Annotated in this window: 17 protein-coding genes; all 17 read right to left on the bottom strand. The window is 59.1% G+C overall.

Going from position 1 to position 21,355, the window contains the following annotated elements:
- Positions 1-14: 14 nt before the first annotated feature.
- The 17 genes from U873_RS0132720 to rfbF all read right to left on the bottom strand — a co-directional run bounded on the left by U873_RS0132720 (position 15) and on the right by rfbF (position 21,152).
- Positions 15-389: a flagellar protein FlaG gene (locus tag U873_RS0132720; protein WP_025132273.1), complete on the bottom strand. Its 375-nt coding sequence runs from the start codon at positions 387-389 to the stop codon at positions 15-17.
- A gap of 73 nt (positions 390-462) precedes the next feature.
- Positions 463-1,311, bottom strand: a complete 849-nt coding sequence (locus U873_RS0132715; protein WP_025132272.1) for a flagellin domain-containing protein — start codon at positions 1,309-1,311, stop codon at positions 463-465.
- A gap of 272 nt (positions 1,312-1,583) precedes the next feature.
- Positions 1,584-2,510: a ketoacyl-ACP synthase III gene (locus U873_RS0132710; protein WP_025132271.1), complete on the bottom strand. Its 927-nt coding sequence runs from the start codon at positions 2,508-2,510 to the stop codon at positions 1,584-1,586.
- Between the two features lie 225 nt (positions 2,511-2,735).
- Positions 2,736-6,227 carry a glycosyltransferase gene (locus tag U873_RS0132705; RefSeq protein WP_157838135.1) on the bottom strand — a complete coding sequence of 1,164 codons (3,492 nt, stop codon included), beginning with the start codon at positions 6,225-6,227 and terminating at the stop codon, positions 2,736-2,738.
- 45 nt (positions 6,228-6,272) lie between these two features.
- Entirely contained in the window at positions 6,273-7,328 is a 1,056-nt protein-coding gene (locus U873_RS0132700; RefSeq protein ID WP_025132269.1) for an NAD(P)-dependent oxidoreductase, read from the bottom strand.
- Positions 7,325-8,197, bottom strand: a complete 873-nt coding sequence (locus U873_RS0132695) for a class I SAM-dependent methyltransferase (RefSeq protein WP_025132268.1) — start codon at positions 8,195-8,197, stop codon at positions 7,325-7,327. The genes U873_RS0132700 and U873_RS0132695 overlap by 4 nt, the downstream gene beginning before the upstream one ends.
- Before the next feature lie 69 nt (positions 8,198-8,266).
- Complete coding sequence (locus U873_RS0132690; protein ID WP_256245296.1) at positions 8,267-9,106, bottom strand: SDR family oxidoreductase; 840 nt, start codon at positions 9,104-9,106, stop codon at positions 8,267-8,269.
- A complete protein-coding gene (locus U873_RS0132685; RefSeq protein WP_218188942.1) occupies positions 9,099-10,199 on the bottom strand; it encodes a Gfo/Idh/MocA family protein in 1,101 nt (366 codons plus the stop codon). The genes U873_RS0132690 and U873_RS0132685 overlap by 8 nt, the downstream gene beginning before the upstream one ends.
- Entirely contained in the window at positions 10,172-11,041 is an 870-nt protein-coding gene (locus U873_RS0132680; RefSeq protein ID WP_029978817.1) for a sugar phosphate isomerase/epimerase, read from the bottom strand. Before U873_RS0132680 ends, U873_RS0132685 begins: the two co-directional genes overlap by 28 nt.
- 2 nt (positions 11,042-11,043) lie before the next feature.
- Positions 11,044-12,834: a thiamine pyrophosphate-binding protein gene (locus U873_RS0132675; RefSeq protein ID WP_025132264.1), complete on the bottom strand. Its 1,791-nt coding sequence runs from the start codon at positions 12,832-12,834 to the stop codon at positions 11,044-11,046.
- Between the two features lies 1 nt (position 12,835).
- Positions 12,836-14,044 carry an FkbM family methyltransferase gene (locus tag U873_RS0132670; RefSeq protein ID WP_025132263.1) on the bottom strand — a complete coding sequence of 403 codons (1,209 nt, stop codon included), beginning with the start codon at positions 14,042-14,044 and terminating at the stop codon, positions 12,836-12,838.
- Positions 14,037-15,956 carry an N-acetylneuraminate synthase family protein gene (locus U873_RS0132665; protein ID WP_025132262.1) on the bottom strand — a complete coding sequence of 640 codons (1,920 nt, stop codon included), beginning with the start codon at positions 15,954-15,956 and terminating at the stop codon, positions 14,037-14,039. The genes U873_RS0132670 and U873_RS0132665 overlap by 8 nt, the downstream gene beginning before the upstream one ends.
- A complete protein-coding gene (locus U873_RS0132660; RefSeq protein WP_025132261.1) occupies positions 15,953-17,320 on the bottom strand; it encodes a CBS domain-containing protein in 1,368 nt (455 codons plus the stop codon). Before U873_RS0132660 ends, U873_RS0132665 begins: the two co-directional genes overlap by 4 nt.
- Positions 17,317-18,012 carry a sugar phosphate nucleotidyltransferase gene (locus tag U873_RS0132655; protein WP_025132260.1) on the bottom strand — a complete coding sequence of 232 codons (696 nt, stop codon included), beginning with the start codon at positions 18,010-18,012 and terminating at the stop codon, positions 17,317-17,319. The genes U873_RS0132660 and U873_RS0132655 overlap by 4 nt, the downstream gene beginning before the upstream one ends.
- Positions 18,012-19,334: a lipopolysaccharide biosynthesis protein RfbH gene (rfbH, locus tag U873_RS0132650; RefSeq protein WP_025132259.1), complete on the bottom strand. Its 1,323-nt coding sequence runs from the start codon at positions 19,332-19,334 to the stop codon at positions 18,012-18,014. The genes U873_RS0132655 and rfbH overlap by 1 nt, the downstream gene beginning before the upstream one ends.
- Entirely contained in the window at positions 19,327-20,400 is a 1,074-nt protein-coding gene (gene rfbG, locus U873_RS0132645; RefSeq protein WP_029978816.1) for a CDP-glucose 4,6-dehydratase, read from the bottom strand. The genes rfbH and rfbG overlap by 8 nt, the downstream gene beginning before the upstream one ends.
- Positions 20,382-21,152 carry a glucose-1-phosphate cytidylyltransferase gene (gene rfbF / locus U873_RS0132640; protein ID WP_025132257.1) on the bottom strand — a complete coding sequence of 257 codons (771 nt, stop codon included), beginning with the start codon at positions 21,150-21,152 and terminating at the stop codon, positions 20,382-20,384. The genes rfbG and rfbF overlap by 19 nt, the downstream gene beginning before the upstream one ends.
- Positions 21,153-21,355 lie beyond the last annotated feature (203 nt).

Here is a 21,355-nt window from a genome sequence, read left to right as displayed (position 1 = left end):
ATTCGTGCCAGCTGTCAGACTTTAGCGCTGAACAGCAGACTGCTTGCATCATTCAAACTATTAGCCAGCTTGAGGACTTCTTCGTTGGGGATTTGACGGATCACCTCACCGGAGTCACTGGCAATGACTTTGACGACTACTTTGCCTGAGGGTTCATCGATCGAGAACTCCAGGTTACGCTTGACCGACTGCACAAACTTTTCAATTTCCTGAACGGCCATCTTCAGTTTGTCCTGCTCGCTGGTCGCGTCTTTAGCTTGTTCATCCTTGTCCGCTGCCGCTACTTTCATCACAGCATCGGTTCGAGGCTTCTCCGCTGCAGGCTCAGCGACTGGCGTCGGTGGCTTGGCAGCTGGATAAGACAAGTTCAGCTTAACGCTCATATCCATGTCCATCACCTCTTGAATGGAAAAAGCGAGAGAGCACGACAAGCGCACTCCCCCGCCAAAAACTCACCAGCTATTACTGAAGCAGCTTCAGTACAGCGGATGGCAGTTGGTTGGCCTGAGCCAGAACTGCGGTGGAAGCTTGTTGCAGAGTCTGCTGCTTGGTCAACTGAGCAGTTTCAGCAGCGAAGTCGGTATCTTGTACACGACCCAGTGCAGCACTGGCGTTTTCGTTGATGTTCTGCAGGTTGGAGATGGTGCTGGTCAGACGGTTTTGTGCAGCACCGAGGTCAGCACGGCTGGCGTTGATGGTCTTCAGAGCGCCGTCGATTGCAGTAACAGCGGCCGAGAAGTTGGTTTCAGCAACGGCGCTGTCGGAACCGGCGATGGTGATTGCCGAACCAACACCCAGGGTGTTGGCGTCGAAGCTGGCGCTCAGGGTCAGAGTGATCTGGTTGGTGCTGCCAGTGTTGGAGCCGACCTGGAAGGTCATGGTGCTGGCGGTACCGTCGAGCAGGTTCTTGCCGTTCAGGTTGGTGCTGCCCGAAATACGGGTCAGTTCAGCACTCATCTGCGAGAACTCTTTGTTCAGAGCGTCACGGTCGTCGGAGCTGTTGCTGTCGTTTCGCGACTGAACGGCCAGTTCACGCATACGCTGCAGAATGTTGGTTTGTTCCTGCATCGCGCCTTCAGCGGTCTGGGCGATGGAGATACCGTCGTTGGCGTTTTTGATCGCCATGGTCTGGCCACGGATCTGCGAAGTCATACGAGTAGCGATTTGCAGGCCGGCGGCGTCGTCTTTGGCGCTGTTGATTTTCAGGCCGGAGGACAGACGAGTCATCGAAGTCGACAGTGCGTCGGAAGCCTTGTTCAGGTTTTTCTGAACGCTCAACGATGTGACGTTAGTATTTACGGTTAAAGCCATGACGAATTCCTCGTTGGTTGGGTACTGCGGCTTCCGGCCCTGGCAACCGCCGGGTGTGGCCTAGAGAACCTTCGTAATAGTTATCGTCGCCGTAGCAGGTTGCTTGAGGCTTTTTTTAAAAATATTTACTAGCAGACGGCCACCCCTAATAAAACAAGGGTTTAAACAACAAAAGGCGATAAAAATGGCGCCAGAAAAACCGCCACCCAAAAACCGGGACAAAAAAAACGCCGCCGGCATGACCGGCAGCGCTTTTACATAAGCCCGAAACGTCAGTCGCGATGGATGATCGCCGAGCCCCAGGACAAACCGACACCAAAGCCGCTAAGGGCCACACGCTTCCAGGTGGAAGGCAGGACATGCCGCTCCAGCAGCAGCGGAATGCTCGAAGACACGGTATTGCCAGTCTCGACCATGTCCTTGATGAACTTCTCAGGCTCGCCCTCGAAGCGCCGGGCCACCGCGTCGACAATCGCCGCGCTGCCCTGGTGGATGCAGAACGCGTCGATCTGGCTTTCCTCCAGCCCCGACTCTTCCAGCAGCTCATGCAGGTGTGCCGGCACCTTCAGCAAAGCGAAGTTGAAAACCTGCCGGCCGTTCATGAAGAACACCCCGTCACTGACCTTCAGGTGCGGCGCCCCGGAACCGTCGGTGCCGAACTTGGCCTTGCCCAATTGCCAGGGTGCGCCGTCGGCCATCCAGGTGACGGTGGCCGCATCGCCGAACAGCATGGTGGTATTGCGGTCTTCGGGATCGACAATCTTAGAGTAAGGGTCGGCGGTCACCAGCAGGCCGTTTTTCAGGCCCGCAGCCTCCATGAAGCCTTTCATGGCGTACAGGCCGTAAACGTACCCGGAACAGCCCAGGGAAATATCGAAAGCAGCCACATGGGTCGGCAGGCCCAGCTTGTCCTGAACAATGGCGGCAGTGTGGGGCAAGCCTTCTTCATCACCGTTCTGAGTCACGACAATCAGCGCGTCAATAGCATCGCGCTGCAGCTCCGGGTTGTTGGCGAACAAGGCATTCACCGCTGCAACGCAAAGATCCGAGGTTTCCTGTGCGGCGTCTTTACGCGGCAGGAACGCCGAACCGATCTTGCCGAGGATGAACTCTTCATCCTTGGCGAACTTGGCACCCTGAGCGTAGTTATCCACGCCAGCGGTCGGCACGTAACTCGCTATGCTTTTTATGCCAATCATCATGGCTTCCCAATCATAAACAGCTACTAGGTTCACCCCAAAACTCTCTGGGGCGCATCAAAAGTGGTTGATCCCCCGGCGCAGACGCCTGGCCAAAAGGCACGAACGCGCTGATCGCCCTTCCATTCCGGGGAACACAATACAGTGAAGATGCACTTTGTGACCTATGCGTCACGCCATTTTGTCCTGGAAGGTGTTTTTTCCCTGCATTGCACAGCTGAAGACTCAATCCGGCAACCAGATACTCCGCCACGCAAGCAGACTCTGGCCAGCCAGCATCCAGTCACGCCGCACCTGATCGCGCAAGGCATCCCCCAGGTTCGCCGCCCTCTTTAAATCACTCAAGTGGCCGCGGATAGACTCAATCCAATCAGCATGGCGATTGCTCACTCGAGTCACCGCCAATGAGCCAGCATACGCAGGCACATCACTGCAGATCACCGGATAACCACAAATGCCGTACTCCAGAAGACGCAGAGGGCTCTTACAGCTATTGGCCGGTGTATCACTCAATGGCGCCAAGGCAAGATCAAGGTTCAGAGACGCTAGTAACGCAGCGTACTCCGTACGCTCGACCGGCTCATGTCGCTGAGCGATAAACGGCCGGAGAAACTCAGGGCATGGACCGAAAACCACCCACTCGACCTCATCAGCCAACTCTTGGATCACAGTGGCTATTTCCTCCAGCTCCCCCATGTCAGCCAGCCCCCCAACCCAACCGACACGCGGTCTCTCGGCGCTGCCACGCAGGCTGCTCAGCCCGTCCCACTCCGCGGGGAACAAGCGACTCTCAACCACTCGTACATCGCCATTGAAAGCACCAAAGGCGCGTGCCATGACCGGGTTGGACACCAGTACCCGATCCATGCAAGCCAATCCCTGACGCAAACACTCCAGCGCCTCCTCGGTGGCGGGCAACCGCTCTCCCAGGTCAAAAACCTTGAATGCACCGGAAAATGCCTTCATCCGCCGCAATGCCTCCAACTGCCCGGCATCGGGCAACGCATTGAGGACAATCGCATCGGGTTCATAACGCTGCAGGTCCACTACCGACAGCAAATGTGGCAAGCCCCCCCCCTCAATCAACCCTGCCGCACACATCGCATTGAAGGGTTGAATGACCCGCTGTTTTGCGGTGTCGGACAGGCTATCCGGATGCACCAGCACCCTTGGCAAGAGCTTGTAGTTGGACAATGGATGCCAGGAGCGTGACGAGTCCGCGAGCTTGAATGCTTCGCCCCGGCCCAGAGAAAAGTTCACGTTGTAGGATGGATCTCGAGCCATTTGCGCCAGCCAGCGCTCATACCATTGATTCTCCTGATCAACCGTAGCCGTCGGAACAGGTCTATCGCTGAGCAGCAGTTGCGCCCGAGCGGCCCACACGTTCAGATAACCGGCCTGCTGCACACGCAGGCAAAGATCGACATCAGCCCATGGCTGCAAGCTGTCATCGAACCCGCCCAGTGCATTGAACAGCTCTCGACGCAACAGCAAGCAGTGCCCACTCAAGGCGCTGTAGTTTTGATCCACCTGCAAGCGCTGCATGTAACCCGCAGCGTCCACTGGCATACCTTCGAAGACATTGTTCATCGTGCCGGCAAAACCACTCAAAATGCCGGCATGACGGAGTTTCCCATCTCCTCCCACCAGCTTCGCCCCGACACAACCCACCTCGCCACGCTGACCATGGTTAAGTAACTGCTCCAACCAATCCCGCTCCACGATCCCCGCCGCCGAGTCGAGGAACAGCAAGTATTCCCCCATCGCCTCGGTAGCAGCATGATTGCGTATCGCTTCGGCACTGGCGTCACCTGGGTAGTGCAACACCTGAATGTGCCCGACCCCCATCTGCTCGATACCACTCAGCCAGTCGCGCATCGCCGGCTCCTGATTGCCACGATCGAGCAGCAGTAGTTCGAAGGAGTTGTAGGCCGTATTTTCCAGCAAGCTTTCCAGGCAACGCTGGGCATGGGCTAGCTGACCATCCAGCACGATCAGGATGCTAACCAAAGGATTGCCCTGGTGGCCGTAGTCGAGCTCATAACATCCCGCAATCCGACTCCCGACCTGCCCCTGAGCGAAACCTCGGCGCTGCAGATGCCGCTCAATCACGGCCTGCTCTTGCACATTTTCTACCAGGGACAGCACGTCGCTGATCACCAGCGGCTCACTGATATGGCCAAGCCCCACCAGCCCACCGCCCTCTATCAGGCGCAGGATGTACTCCAATTCGAAGGCATCAGGGCAATCCGTGGCAAACCCACCCATCTCCTGCCAGACGTCCCGGTTGAAAAGCCAGTGTCTGGCCATGGTCACTGGGGTACTGAGCAATAGATCCAGGTTGAAATCCGGCCTCAACATCAAATCTAGTCGCCCGTCAGCATGACGCATAACCTCGTCGGCATACACTCCTCGCACCCTATCGGAGTCAGCCAGATCGAGGGCGGCAGTCAGAAATCCGCTGGAAGTCAACTCGTCACCGGCCTGTAGAAGCATGAACCACTGTGCGGCGCTATCACTGAGATGCTGATTCAACAAGTCCAATCGGCCTGGCTCCGGGAGCGTCAGCAAGTCCAGATTTGCTTGTGGTGTAACCCGCGGAGCAGAGACTGTCACCAGCGTGACGCGGATCGAAGCGTACAGGCCGTCCAGGGCATTTATGCTTTTCAGGGTCCGCGCCAGCTTCTCCGGTTGCTGCTTGAAGTCCACCACCAACACCTCAAATGCTGGCACTCCCCGATCATGCAGGTAGCCCTCGAGGACGCTGCGCTGAACCTCACTCAACACCCGTGACGCAAGCCATCGCGCGCCCTCTCCACCTCGGTTCTGTTCCTGGCAGACCTGCGCCGTGGCCTGAGTCAGTGCGATGAACTGATCCAGGGCCGGCCAGAACTCCTGCTCTTGCTGCACCATACGTTCGCAGAGCAACGGCAGGGTGCGGCGCGCCTCCTCGATCAATGCAGGCTCGTTGCCCCAAGCCACCCCATACCCTTGGGTCTCACTCTGTCCAATCGCATGATTTGCCCACGGATTGACCAACACCACGCTGATGCATCCACAGAGTGCCGCCTCCCCAGCCAGCGCCGAAGACTCCGTACAGTAGAAGTACTCACATTGCTGAAACACATCCGCCAACTCCTCCCAGGAAGCCGGAAAATGCGGGGTGATTTCTATCGGGTCCACACCCAGAATTGCCGGATCGATGGCGGTCTGGGCACTTCGCCCACGGTAAAAGCAGGCCTTCCCGGGAATACGCTTCGCGGGATCATCCGGCAGTCGGAAGATCCTCCGATCGAAGGGCGGCATGAACATCACCCGACCAGCCGGCCGGTCGGGTAGCTGCAGGTCCTCGGTATAGGCGAATACCAAGTCATCCTTACCATAGCTTTCAGCTCCCACCCCGGTAAGGAATCCCGGTCGATTAAGCAGGTACCGGACCACCACGTTGCCAGCCAATGGATTGCCCGCCACCACTTCCGGGTATACGACCACCGGCTCGATTCCCTGGGACTTGTGCAGCGCGATCACATCATTGGTCAAGCGTGGCGTCATCAACTGCGCGTTCACCACATCGGCCATGACATAGGCTTCATATCCGGAGCGAATCAACGCGTCACAGAGCATGTGCATGACCCGAATACCAGCTGAGCTGCGCCGATAGTTGGTGGCAACAAGATAATAAGGACTAGGCCGTTTGGAAAATAATGAACGTGCCACTGCTGCACTCCTGACAAGAAAGGGAAGATACCGGCCTTTAAAGGACTAATCTGAAGAGCGTGACTCACGGACCCAGCGCGCCATGCTGTCGATGGAGTGGTCCAGGTCCGTCCAGTCATCGAGCCCAAGAGCGCGGGCCTTGCTGATATCGGGCACATAGTAGGATTGGCTACCCGGCTCACCGTCCTGCCCAAGCACCAACACAGCCTTTTCAGGCGCAATGCGGGACACGACCCGACGGGCCAGATCCGCGATGCTTATGGCCTGATCGGAGCCTAGGTTGTAAACTTGGCCAGCCTCGCCTCGCAGCAGAACGCTCAACAACCACACCGCCAGGTCACTGCCGTGCAAATAGCTGCGCACCGCCTGCCCGCTGGACTGCAGTACCAACTGCTCTCTCCACAAGGCATCACGAACAAAATTGCCGATGGCAAAATGTGCATCCAGAGCAATACCCGGACCAGAAAACGCAAAACACCTGGTCAACAACACCTCGAGCCCGTGCTCCCGGGCGTATAGCGCCGCCAAGGTCTCCTGGGCTCGCTTGGCCTCGCCATAGGCACTACTGGCCAGGCTGCTGTTGCAGGCCAGCGGACTGCTTTCAAGCACCGGCCGGCCAAAGGGCAAGGTACCGTACTGTGCACCGCTGCCAGTGAACAGGACTCGCCTGGCGCCTGTGGCAACGGCCAGTTCCAACACATTGCGCGCGCCGCCCAGGATCGTGTCGTAGATGCGTAATGGGCTGGAATGAGCCGCTGCCAGCGTATCGGTGGCAGCATGCAGGATCAGATCCAGAGGGCGCCCCACCGGCCAGTCGATGGGCTCCTGCACATCCCCTCGCACCCAGTGGAGCCAGGCTGCCTGGCGATACTCTGGGTAGTCCTTGAGAAAACGCTCCGGCGCACGGGAAACGGCAGTTACCGTGATTCCCGCTCCGTCGCGATTCAACAGTGCCAGCAAAGCCAGCAACCACTTACCGAAAAAACCCGTGCTGCCGGTAATTAGCAGGTGCTTGCCCTGTAACTCATCATGCCCCCGCAGATGACCCAAGACCCGCTGCAAGTCCTCGACCACCACCCTTGAGACCAGGCTGACCTTCATGCTCGTGCCCGTTTGGCAGTCAGCCCGAAGACACAGCTTTTACGCCAGCCTAGATCGATATCCAGAACCATGCTGTCCTGAACTTGCAAGCCGGCTCTAGCAACCAGTGCCCGTAGCGACTGCTCGGTAAAGAAATTGATGTGCTCATGCCAGTGGCGCTTGAGCCCCGCCAGTTTGTGACTGTCCGAGTGCTGGCGCATCAACGCCTCGCGCGGGACCTCAAGGTAAAGCAGCGTGTCGTCACCCAGGCATGGCGCCAGTTGTTCGAGCAACGCCAAGGGGTCGGGCACATGTTCCAGTACCTGGCTGCACACCACCAAGTCGTAGCGATGCTCACGCAGCTCTTCCAGACTTACCGCCACCACACCAGCCACCGGTTCGACGGCAGAGATGTCGTACACGTGAGTCAAGCGGCTACGCTCCAGCAAGGGCGTATTGATCCCACTGTCGCCTCCCCAGTCCAGCACTGCCGGGTTCGCCACAATCCGGGGAACAAGCCAGGCCTCAACATCTCGCAGGTAGTCGGCGCGCCCTTGGTAATGCTGATTGGCCTGGTTGTAGCCAGGCTCGAAGCGCTCGCGATCACGGGTGTATTCGACGTTACGATAGCCCTGGTAGAGCTGCTGCATCTCTCGTTCGCAAAAGCGGTAGTCGAGAAACAGTACGCCACATTCCTGGCACTGCAGCGAATTGCAAAGGGTATAGGCCATGCCTGGGCGCAAATCCCGCAACCCCCACTCAGCCGTGATCTCCACCGGCTCATGACCAAATACTCGACTGGCAACAAAGGGCATCAGTACCGCCGGCGACTTATCCAGTCGAGTACTGTTGCAACAGATGCAGCGCTGGGCGATCCGGTCATTCATCATCAATACAACCTCAAAACACAAAAAATCTAAAATGCGCCCACAGCCAGCCCGTTCGTCATGGTGGCTGTTTCACCAGACGCTGCGCCCACCATCCATCACCAGATTGCAACCGTTCATATAGAGCGAAGCATCAGCACAGAGAAAGGCAATCGCCCCTCGATACTCATCGGCCTTGGCCATACGCCCAAAGGGAATAAGTTGGGTCAGCTTGCTGACGAACACATCGTCCTGACCGGCATACACTCCCCCCGGCGACAGAGCGTTGCAACGCACCCCCTGCTCGCACCAGTAGGTTGCCAAGTACTTGGTCAGGCCGATCAGCCCATGCTTGACCACCGAATAGGTCACAGGTTTGACCGGCTGTTGATCCAACTCACGTCCTTCGACCCGGTAAAGGCGCTGATCTGGGGCAATCACACCCAGGTCCGAGGCAATATTGACGATCACCCCCCGGTTCTGCCGGACCATCTGCTGGCCAAAGACCTTGGCGCAGTTGAAAGCGCCTCCCAAACCCACATCCAGGTCCTGCTGCCACTGCTCCCAGGGGAACTCTTCAAGGCGCGAGAAGTTCTTGCCATCAGCGTCCTCGACTTTGGGGTTGCGCGCCGCGTTGTTGATCAGGATGTCGATTCGGCCATGGGCTGCAATTACCTGCTCGCGCACCGCCTGCAGCGACTCCAGGCATGTGATGTCGGCTACATGCACCTGGGCATCGACGCCGGTCTCTTCCAGCAGCCGACGCTGGCTTTCCTCTAACCCAGCCTCGCTGACATCCAGCAGAATCGGCAACGCCCCGAGCCCAGCCAGTGCTGCGGCATGCTGGTACCCCAGCAAGCCAGCCCCCCCCGTGATGATCGCCACCCTGCCACTGAGGTTGAACAACTGCTGCATCGAGTTGCACTCAAGCATTGGCCATCACCTCATCCAGTTCTACTCGTACGCCCTGATGCAGGGACTGCCGAGCCGCCAGGGCCAGACGCAGGCTTTGCAGACCATCGAACAGCGTGACCTGAGCCTGATCTCGCCCCTGCAGGCAGTCGAGGAAGTGCCGTGCCTGATTCAAGAACATATCGTTGCGCACAAAGCCGTCGAAAGCCTCGCTCTCGACTACCTCTCCGAGAGCGTCATAGATCGTCAGTCGGGTATTGACCAGATCCATCACCGCACTGCCGCCGTCGCCGATGATCTTGAAAGTACGCACCGGCGGGCGCTGGATGAAGTCCTGGTGCAGGTGGATCGGGAAGCTGCCACGCTCACCGCGATACTGCATCAGAGAGGTCGCGGTATCCTCGACGTCCACCTCCAGATTGCTTAATTGGCCACCCACGCAGAGGATGTTCTGCGGCAGTCCAAAGAACCAGTAGATCAAGTCCATTTCGTGGATCTGCGACAGGATCACACCGCCGCCCTGATCGGCGCGTGCCGCGTACATCTGCCGATAATCCTCATACTTGTGCCAGTTGGGCAGGTACTCGCCGATTTCCGCACTGACACGAATGATATTGCCAAAAAAACCATCATCCAGCAGCGCCTTGACACGCTGCAGGCCTGGATGGAAACGGAAGTTGTATCCGACGTAGAACAGCAACTGTTTCTCTTCTACTAGAGCCTGCAGCTCGTCCATGCCCTGCAGATCGCTGGCCAGCGGCTTCTCCATGAACACTGCGACCCCGGCCTTGGCACAGGCAAGGGCGATGGGTACGTGCAAGGCATTGGGGTTGCAGATGTACACAGCATCGGGTTGTTGAGCCAGGGCACTGTCCAGGTCGTGATGCACGATCACGCCGTAATCAGCCTCCAGATCCGCGCCTTGCTCCACGCTTAAGTTGTCCTGCAACTTGATCCGCTGCCGGCGTACTCGATATGCATGTACTTCCAGTTCGTCACCGAGCAGGGTGCGCAAGTTGCGCAAATGCCGTTGCCCGATACCGCCCAACCCACAAAATAAAATCCGCACCATGACCTCGAACTCTCTTAAACCAGACGGTTGCCACGCAGCCATTCGGCCGCCAGCTCACTCATTTCCCGCAACCAGGCCGTCTCTTCGCCCGGCACACCACGAGCCACCTGCAACACGAAGTCTCCCTGATAGTCAAAGCGGATCAGCTGTTCACGCAGGCTGGCAAAATCGGCATCCCCTTGGCCTAGGGGCACTGTGGAGCTGCCCAAGCGGCGATCCTTGATATGAAAGCTGCCGACGCGCTCACCATAAGCCTCGAACTCATCAACCGGCGCATAGCCCAGAGAGGCGCTGTTGCCAGCGTCGTAGTTGACCTTGATCAGTGGATGATCGAGAACCTGCAGCAAACGCCGAAACGGCTCAGGGGCCAGGTCGGTTTCCAGGTGCAGCTCCACCGCCGCCGCTTGCGCAGCCGGCAACAATCGACGCAGGTAATCGATGACCAGGAGTTGCTCCCCATCACTGCTAATGCGCGAATGATCAACAAAAGGCAGAACTACCCGACCGATGCCCATTTCAGGGCAAATGCCGATCAACCACTGCAACCGTTCCAGACGTGCCTTCAACTCACTCTCGGTGCAACGCAACAACGGACAGTCCATGAAGTAGTCGGCACAGATTGACACCACCGAGACACCTTGCTCAGCCAGACAAGCCTTGAGCTCGATTCGTCCTTGCGGGGTTTCCAGCGGGTTGGCGCCCTCGCCATACAAATCGTAGATCCATTCGATTCCACGCAGGCCGGCCGCGGCTGCCAACTCGACTTCCTCACGCCACTGACCACGGGGGAATGACTGGAAACGTCCGTCCTGGGGCGACACCAGCCGGCCCTGCATGGTGTAGAGACCGGCTTCGGCGTAGTGCTTCAGATAATCGTCGAACACGCTCACTCCCCCACCAGCGGAATCAGCATATTGGCCTTGAGTTCCTCACGATCGAGAAATGGAAACAGGTCCTCCAGAGGGCTGGAGACCATCTTGCCGTTCTCGCCGATGCGTGAGGTGATCCGTGGCCCGATGGCCTGGTCGGGTTCAACCATGACTTCGCATAGCACCGGGCCGGGCATGGCCAGCGCCTGCTGGATGACCTGCGCCAGGCCAGCCTGTTCGCTGACGCGCAGCACCGGCAAGCCGAATGCTTCGCCCAGGGCGCCGATGTCTGGCAAGGTCAGGCCGGATATCGGATCGCAGCCGATAGTTTGCTTGAAGTAACCGGACTGCGAAGCCCGGATCGACGCATATCCATTGTTGTTGAGAACAAAATACTTGATCGGCAACTGTAAGCGGCGCACCACTTCCAGTTCCTGAATGTTCATCACGAACCCGCCATCACCATCCACCGAGATGGTGCGCCGCCCGCCGCTGCCAATGCAGCCACCGATCGAGGCAGGCAGGCCATAGCCCATGGAGCCCAGCCCGCCAGTGGCGACGGCCCGCTGGCCACGTTTGAGCTTCGCGGAAATCCAGAAGGTATCGATCGAGGCGCCGGAGCTGCCCGGGATGATCATGTCGCCTTCTGCCAGTGCGTCGCAGAGCATTTCAGTGAATACATAGCTGTTCACGAAACCTTGCTTGTCGCGGTATTCATCCAGCACTACGGGGTAGCGGTTCTTCCAATCGGTGCAACGCTCACGCCACGGGCCGTAATCAAAGCTGCGCTGCTCAAGACTGTCCAGCAGGCCGGCGATGAACAGCCCGGCATCGCACACGAATGCCTGATCCGGCATATCGCCAAGCTTGGCAATTTCCGCGGCATCGATATCCACCACCACCACTTCAGCGGCACGAGCAAACTGGCTTCGGTCGAATCCAGTGATGGAGAAGTCCATACGACAGCCGATAGCGATCACCAGATCAGCGTTCTGCACCGTGAAGTTGGCGCCACGAGACGCCACGGTGCCGCAACGTCCGAAATACAAGGGATGGTCATATTCCAGCAGGTCGGCGCCAATCCAGGTGGTCATGGTCGGAATATCTAGACGCTCCACCAGTTCGCGCATCGGCGCCTGGGCATCAGCGCCGTGCACACCATTGCCCACCAGGAGCACCGGGCGCTGAGCGCTCTGCAGACGTGCTGCCAAGTCACGCAGGGCTGCACTGTCCGGGAGGGCCGGCCGCAATCCTTCGTCCGGGCTATAACCGGGCAGCTGTGCCGGATCGATTTCTGTCGCTTGAACATCCAGAGGAATATCGATCCACACCGGCCCCTTTCGGCCGTGAAGCATCAAGTACAGCGCTTTTTCCAGTTCATAACGGACCTGTTGCGGCTCCAGCAGACACACCGCATACTTGCTGATCGAGGAGACCATGCTCACGATGTCCAGCTCTTGGGTACCCAACTGCCGCAAGCCGCTATCACCCTTGAGGTCGGCTCGCTTGACCTGCCCCGAGATCACCATTACCGGCGTCGACTCGAACCAGGCACCGGCCAGACCGGTTATGGCGTTGGTGGCACCGGGACCCGATGTCACCAGACAGGCACCAAAGCGCCCGCTGGTGCGCGCATAACCCTCGGCGGCGATTGCTGCACCCTGTTCATGGAGCATGCTCACCGCCTGCAGATCCTGCTGGCGCAACAAGGCATTGTTCAGATGCATGGCCCCACCGCCAGGCAGGAAGAACACATGCCCGACGCCTTGACGGGCGATAAAGTCGAAAACGTAATCGGCAACGCGCATGTTAAACCGCCTGAACATTCAAAGAAGGGAGAGCGACGCGCTCGGCTGGAACGGCGTAAAGCACCAGGTCCCAGCCCTCCGCCAGGTGCGGGCACAGGCTGAAGCGATAGCCGTCGTAGTAGCCGTGCAACTGCAGGAGGATGCTCCACAGATGAGCCTGCTCGTGATAGACGCACACGGCCAACACGGGATGCTGCTGGGAAATCAACTGGCGCCCACCTTCCAGGCACTGGGGCTCGAACCCTTCGATATCGATTTTGATGAAGGTCGCCGCAGAGATCTGTTTGCCCAGCTCGTCCAGGGTGCTCATACGCACCGTCTCACTACCCGATCCCACCCGTGATGCTGGGCCGTTTTCCGCCTCGATCAGAATTTCTCCGACACTGTCGCCCACCGCCAGGGCATGGGCGTACAACCCGCGCGACTCACCTCCCAGTTGAGCCACAGTATCCTGCAGATCGGCAAAGTTTTTCGCTGAGGGCTCAAAGGAGTGGATCTGCGAGTGCTTGCGACCACTCTGGATGTAGCCGTGAATCGAGTCGCCGTTGAACGCCCCGATGTCATACAGCACTTCGTCTTCCCTGGCAGTCACGAAGTGATCATTGAAGTAGATCTCGCGAGGGGATGCCGGCGGCAGCAAGTCGTAATCGAGAAACAGACGCCACTGGACGTGATCGACGAACAGTTGCTTGGACTCTTCATCCGCCAGCAGGTTGAAGGCTCGGCGAATGTTCGCGGCTTCGCCAATGACCTTTTCCGGCAGATCAAGGCTGTAATGCGGCAGGAACCTCTCGGGCATGTACCAGGCCAGGTGACCGAAAAGTGCAATGCGCTCGAAACCCAGCTCGCGCAGAGGCGCCAGGCGCTCAACCATGCGGTCGCTGGCCTCGCCACACCAGATTGTCGTGATGATTGCAGGCAATTGGTCGGCTTCACGGGAGGCCAGCTGGCCGGGGCTCAACACCTCGATACCCTGTACATGAGTGCCCCAGAGTGCCGGGTTATTGTCGATAAAGGCCTGGGGCACCAGCCCCAGTTCCAGCAGGGCACGAGCCGCTTTGCGCCCAAGATGGCCGGCACCGAACAGCACGAACGGCTGGTCGAAATCCCCCAGGACCTGCAACAGGGTCTGCCTTTGACGAAGGCGTATGGACTCCAGAGGCTCGCTCAACAAACGATCCAGGCGCGCGGCAAGAATATGATCAGTCATGGGACGAACCTTCGGTCAATGAATTGAGAAACTCCAGCGCCGACCAGAAACCGGCGCCATGATCCTTATGCCCCTGCCAGACCTCAGGGATGAAACTCACGGTTGGATAGCCCTTGAGCTGGGCCCAGGTCGCCGGCCAGTCCACATCGCCGGTGCCCATGATTACGCCTTCACCATTGGCACCCTTGGCATCAGCCACGTGCAGGTGCGCCGAATGCGGCAGCAACAGCGCCAGCGCGGCCTGGAAGTCCAGGCCGAAGTGGAAGCAGGCCATCTGCAAATGCGACAGGTCGAGGCACAGGCGCAGGCCAAGGGCCTTGGCCTGCTCCGCCAGCTCGTCGGGCATCATGAAAATATTCTGGTGACGCTGCCCGCCAAAGTGCCAAGGGAACGGCGCCATGTTCTGCGGAATCAGTTCGGTGCGACCGAAGTCCACCTGAGCACAGGATTCCTGGAAACGCCGGTACAGTTCGGCCCGATGAGCGATGGGAAACGGTTCGTCTGCGGAGAACCCGCCGATGTTGGCAACGATCAGCAGCGAGTCGGCATTGGGGAAGTACTCGGCAATCTGCAAGGTGGCATCCACTACCCGCTGCAGGTTGACGATCGAACGCTGGCGGTACTCCAGGTCATCGGCCACCAGGTCCAGCAGTTCACTGTTCTCGAACAGTTCCGGAGCATGTACCACCAGGCGCGAGCACTGCACCTGACGCAAGTACGCCTGGGGCGCCACGCTCAAGTCGCGGTAGGACAGGTGGAACTCGAACAGGTCCGGCTTGATCCACTGCTCATACTGCAGGAAGTCGTGATAACGAACCGGCACGCCCCAGAGGATCGGCATGGCGAACTCCCGGCGTACTTCGGCCTGCTCGCTGAGATCGCTGTCGAATAGAAAATCGCCCTGGGCAATACTCCGCCCGGCCGGCCTGCCCAGCAGGTCGTTCAACCGGTATGGCGCCAGACCCTGACCCGGGCTGGCTACCCGCAACATGTCTTGGGTGAAGGTTTCCCCGGGAGCGATGGCCCGTGCGGCGATCACGCTCTTGCCGAGGTTCTCGCGATTGAGCAACTCGCCCTGGCTGGCATGACGGCCTGGGCCGGTCCACGGCAACGCCTTCTCCAACTGCCGGATCCCCTCCACCAATTGGCGGAACTCCTGGGGTTCAAGGCTGGCCAGATGATCCGGGCCTTCCATGCCACGATCAAGGGTGATGTGGCGCTCGATCAGTTTGGCCCCCAGGGCAACCGCGGCGATGCTGATGGCCGTGCCGCGCTCATGGCCGGAATAGCCGATCAACCCGTGCAGTTCGCGCAGGCGCGCCAGGTAGCCGAGCTGGATATCGCTCTCGGGCGCCGGATAGGTGCTGTTGCAATGCAGCAAGGCGAAGGGCACGCCCAAGCCCCGTAACTGCACGATGGCGCGCTCGATCTCATGCTCCAGCGACATTCCGGTGGAGAGAATCAGCGGCTTGCCCAGGGTCGCGGCCTTGGCGATCAGGTAAGGGTTACACAGATCGGCAGAGGCGATTTTCAACGCCGGAACATCGAAACCGGCCAACACATCGACACTGGGTTCGTCCCAGGGAGTGCAGATGTAACTGATGCCCTTTTCCGCGCAGTAGGCGCGGATCTGCCGATGCTCGTCGACATTCAGCTCGACCTTGTCCAGCAAGTCCTGGATGTACTCCACCCCCAGATCCTCGGCTCTCGAACCGTCAGCCTTGCTCCGGTACAACGCCTCGCGATTGCGCAGCTGGAACTTCACACAATCGGCGCCGGCCTCGATCGAGGCATCCACCAGTTGTTTGGCCAATGCCAGGGAGCCGTTGTGGTTATTGCCGACTTCGGCAATCACAAAGGTCCGGTCGCCACCGAGGACCACGCCATCGATGCTGAAAACTTGCTCATTCATTGAATTTTGGTCCGCCAGGAAGTGACACCGTTGGATTCGAATCGGAAATCAGTGGTGCGACAGCCCAGCTCGCGGACCTTTTCGGTCACCGCATGCCGATGCTGGGGCTGTACATAGAACAGGAAGAACCCGCCGCCTCCGGCCCCCAGCAGTTTCCCACCCAAGGCACCGGCGCTCAGAGCGCATTCATAGATCTGATCGAGGACGCCATCACTGACGGCCCGGGAAAACTGTCGTTTGAGCATCCAGCCCTGGTGCAGGCTGCGGCCGAACTCCAGCAACTCCCCGCGAATCAGGTGGTGATGCATTTGCCGGCACAGCGATACGCTCTCGGTCAGCAACAACCCTTGTGCCTGTTTGCTTTCCATTTCTTCACGCTGCTGTACATGCAGCTTGCCGGAGTCGTGGGAAATCCGCGTATCACAGAGTACCAGGCACTCTTCAAGCTCGTTGCAGATCGAATCGTCGAGGCGAATCGGGTGCACCAGGTTACGCCCTTCCTTGAACTCGATCAGGTTGAAACCGCCAAAGGCTGAGGCGTACTGATCCTGCCAGCCACCGGCGATACCAAAGCACAGGCGCTCGGACTGGAAGGCCAGTTCGGCAACTTCATAGGTGCTCCAGCGATCGCGGCGCAGCTCGTTGAAGGCAGCGATCACCGCCGTCGCCACAGCCGAAGAGCCCCCCAGGCCCGAGCCCACTGGAAAGTCGGAGCGCACATGCAAGTCCAAGCCATAGCTGGGCTTGATCACCGACACAATGGTTGCCAGCAACCCCTTGCCGGTATGGGCCAGCAACGCGTCCACCGACTCGTATTGCTCTTCGGTATCCAGATCTTCGGAGAAAATCCGGATGACCTCATCCGTACGCGGAATCAGGGTAGCGTGGGAGTAAAGTCCCACTGTGCAACTGAGCACCGCCGCCGGGTTTTCCACAAAGTAGTAAGTGAGGTCCGAGCCGCCACCACTGAAGCTCATACGCACCGGGGCTCGTGCCCTGGCCAGCACCGGTACCTCCTGGTTGGCGGCCAGCAACGACGGAGTGACCACATCCACCAGCAGGCCCTGGGCATCCACCACCGGGATTGCGTTGTAGCTGAGGTCGAAGATCTTGAGCATTTCCTCCCGGGCAGCACCCACCTTTACCGAACGGTATTGAGTGTTCATGCACTCGGTGACCGGCACGGTGGTGGCGCCTCCCTGCAACAGATAGCGGCGCAAATCACCGTTTGTCAGCACGCCAACCAGGCGGTAGCCGTTATCGACCACAAAGACGATCTGCAAGTCCCCCGACTCGATGCACTCGACTGCCTCGAGGATGGTCTGGTGGGTATAGATCGTCTGGTTTTTGACCAATTGGCTCATGGTTTCCCGACCTCTTGCACACTGGACTTGAAAGCACTCAATGCGTCGGGTGTTCCAATATCGATGAACGGTCCGCTGTACTGGACCACTTGCAAGCGTTGCCGCTCAATCAGGTGCGGCAAGATCCATTGCTCCATGGAGCAGGCCTGCCGTTCGAACTCATTCAGGGCCTCGGCGGAAAAACTGTACACCCCGGCGTTGACCAGGCCCGGCCCGGACGCGCCCTTCTCATTCAGGGCCAGCAGGCGCAGATCCTGCGAGCAGGCGAGGCTGCCATAGCGCGAGCGGTCCTCGACCATCACCCCAAGCACGCAATCCGCTGCCGAACCAAGGGCCAAGCGGTAAGCCTGCTGATCAAGGTACGTATCGGCGTTGAGCACCAGATAGCGCCCCTCAGCCCGCACCTCGTGCAGCGCATGCAATATTGCGCCCCCCGTACCCATGGGTTGCTCTTCGACCACCAACCGCAACTTCAGACCACTCTGCGCGGCGAGAGCAGGCAACAGCTGGTCCAACTGATCGGCGCGGTAATGGGCGCACAACACGGCTTCGCTGAGCCCGGCCAGCTTCAACTGTTGCAGTACCAGCTCCAGGAATGGCCGGCCGTGCACATCGACCACGGCCTTTTGCGAACCTTGCAGTACGCTGCTCAGGCGTGTACCAAAGCCGCCACAGAGGATATAAGCACGCATCAGCGATCCAGCCCGAAGAAGTGTTCGAGGCAGCGAGCCACATGGGCCAGATGCTCCTCGCCCAGGCCCGGCCACACACCGATCCAGAAAGTGTCGTTCATGATCTTGTCGGTCACGGTCAGCTCGCCGCTGACGCGAAAGTTGCGTCCGAGCATGTAGGGCTGGCGCACCAGGTTACCGGCGAACAGCAATCGTGTGCCGACGTTCTGGCTATCCAGATATTGCAACAGCTCGACCCGCTTGATCCCGCAGCCATCGCGTAAGGTCAGTGGAAAGCCGAACCAGGACGGATCGCTCTCGGCGGTGGCCTCGGGCAGGATCAGGAAGTCGGTGCAGTTGGCCAGACGTTCGCGCAGCCACTGGAAATTGCGTTTGCGCGCCAGGGTGAAATCATCCACTCGATCCATCTGTGCTAGCGCGCAGGCAGCCTGCATATCAGTGATCTTGAGGTTGTAGCCCAGGTGCGAATAGGTGTACTTGTGATCGTAACCCTCTGGCAACTCCCCCATCTGCTTGCAGAAGCGCTGCTTGCAGGTGTTGTCCTGGCCAGGCGCGCAATAGCAATCACGCCCCCAATCGCGGAAAGACTCCATGATCCGCTTGAGCAATGGGTTGTTGGTGAACACCGCCCCGCCCTCGCCCATGGTGATGTGGTGCGCCGGGTAGAAGCTCAGGGTGCCGATATCACCAAAGGTGCCCACCAACTGCCCTTTGTAGGTCGAGCCCAGGGCATCGCAGCAGTCTTCGATCAACCACAATTTGTACTTGTCACACAGGGCCCGGACCACACTCAGGTCATAGGGGTTGCCCAAGGTGTGGGCGAGCATGATGGCCTTGGTCTTGGGGCCGATGGCCGCTTCGATCTTGGCCGGGTCGATGTTGTAGGTCGCCAACTCGACATCGACGAACACCGGTACCGCGCCAAACTGCAGGATCGGGTTGACCGTCGTCGGGAAGCCCGCCGCGACCCCAATCACTTCGTCGCCCGGCTTAATCGCACGGTCGCCCAGGCGCGGCGAGGTCAGCGCCGAAAAGGCCAGCAGGTTCGCTGACGAACCCGAGTTGGTGGTCAGTACGCAACGCCGGCCAAGGTACTTGGCCAAGCGTTTTTCAAAAGCATCGTTGAAGCGCCCGGTGGTCAGCCAGCCATCCAGAACCGCTTCGGTCATCGACTGCAACTCACCGGCACCGATCACCTTGCCCGCAGGCGGCACGGCACTCTGGCCTGCCACGAACACTTGTGGCGCCATCTGCAACTGCGCATAACGCCCAACCAACTCGACAATTTGTTGGCGTAACTGCTGCGAAGTACTTTCACTCATGGGTATCGCCTTGATAGTCCGCGATCTGCTTGCGGGTAAAGGTGTACATGTCTTCGCCGTGTTGCCAGGCGAGGTTCCAGGCCAGGGTGCGCTCCAGTGTGGTTGCCAGAGACCAGCGCGGAGTCCAGCCCAGCTCCGTCTGCGCCTTGTTTGAGTCCAGTGCCAGCAGACTGGCTTCATGGGGCTGGACTCCCGGCTCGACAGCCCAGCGCACAGGCGTAGGCCACAATTCGGCAAGCTGGCTGACGATGCTCTGCACCGTGGCCACGTTGCTGCTGTCGGGACCAAAATTCCAGGCACCGGCATACTGCACGCCGTCTTCGAACAAGGCCTTGGCCAGCATCAAGTAACCCATCAATGGCTCGAGGGCGTGCTGCCAGGGACGCGTAGCCTGCGGATAACGCAGGATCACCTCTTCATTGCGTTGCCAGGCACGGAAAATATCCGGTACCAGGCGTTCCGGCGACCAGTCGCCCCCACCCACGACATTGCCCGCACGGGCTGTGGCCAGGGCCGTGCCCGAGGCGTGCAGGAAGGAGTTGCGATAGGAGGCACAGAGCAGCTCTACGCAGGCCTTGCTATTGCTGTAGGGATCGAAGCCGCCAAGGGCGTCGTATTCGCGATAGGGCAATACCCACTCGCGATTCTCATAGCACTTGTCAGTGGTGATCACCACCACCGCCCCCACGCCAGGGCACTGGCGTACCGCCTCCAGCAGGTTGACCGTGCCCATGACGTTGGTAGCGTAGGTCTCCACCGGCGTGCGATAGGCCTCGCGGACCAGGGGCTGTGCAGCCAGGTGAAATACCACGTCCGGAGCAAAAGCCTGTACCGCTCGCGTGATGGCAGCCAGATCGCGGATATCCGCCAGGTCGCCAGTGATCAGGCGATCCAGCCCCGCTTCCTGCCACAGCGATGGCGTAGTCGCGGCAGGCAAGGCATAACCCTGTACCTCTGCACCCAGCTCACGCAGCCAAAGCGCCAGCCAGCCGCCCTTGAAACCTGTGTGCCCGGTAAGGAAAACCTTCTTGCCCGACCAGAATCCGTTCAACTCCAGAGCTTCCATTCAGCCTGTCCGCTGCTCCAGCGCTCTTCGAGCAAAACACGATCACGCAGGGTGTCCATCGGCTGCCAGAAACCGCGATGCAGATGGCTCATCAACTGCCCTTCGCGAGCCAGGTTGCGCATGGGTTCGTACTCCCAGGTAGTGGAGTGGTCCGCGATGTAATCAAGTGCGCCGGGCTCCAGTACAAAGAATCCGCCGTTGATCCAGCCACCATCGCCTTGGGGCTTTTCCTGAAAGCCGCGCACGCAGGCGCCCTCCAACTCCATGGCGCCGAAGCGGCCCGGGGGCTGAACCGTAGTCACCGTGGCGAGCTTGCCATGCTGGCGATGGAAGGCGATCAACTCGGGAATGTTCACGTTCGAGACGCCGTCACCATAGGTGAAGCAGAAGGTCTCATCGCCCAGGTAATCGCGTACGTGCTTCAAGCGGCCGCCGGTACCGGTAGCCTCTCCAGTGTCCACCAAGGTCACACGCCAGGGTTCGGCATGACGCTGGTGGATATGCATACGGTTTTCCGCCATGTCGAAGGTTACATCCGACATATGCAGGAAGTAGTTGGCGAAGTATTCCTTGATGATGTAACCCTTGTAGCCCAGGCAGACCACAAAGTCGTTGATGCCGTAGTGAGAGTAGATTTTCATGATGTGCCAGATGATTGGCTTGCCACCAATCTCGATCATCGGCTTGGGCTTGAGGTGTGATTCCTCACTGATGCGAGTACCTAACCCCCCCGCCAGAATTACTGCCTTCATGTGCGTCTCTCAAATGTGAACAGCATCGTCTTCAATGGCCTGCTACCCCCTCAGCCTGTACGCCAATAATTCGGCACCTGTGCGATTTACCGGGGGCGCAGGCACTGGAAAGCAATATTGGTGCCATCGAAAAAACACCTGAAAAACCCCACCCTTCGGCACTTCCATCGGTATTGCGAAGCTATAAAAAAGCCCACCGAAAG

Origin of the sequence: Pseudomonas sp. PH1b (genome assembly GCF_000633395.1) — a bacterium.
Classification (GTDB): domain Bacteria; phylum Pseudomonadota; class Gammaproteobacteria; order Pseudomonadales; family Pseudomonadaceae; genus Aquipseudomonas.
The sequence above is the reverse complement of the archived record's forward strand: the minus strand, read 5'-3'. Positions and strand labels throughout refer to the sequence as shown.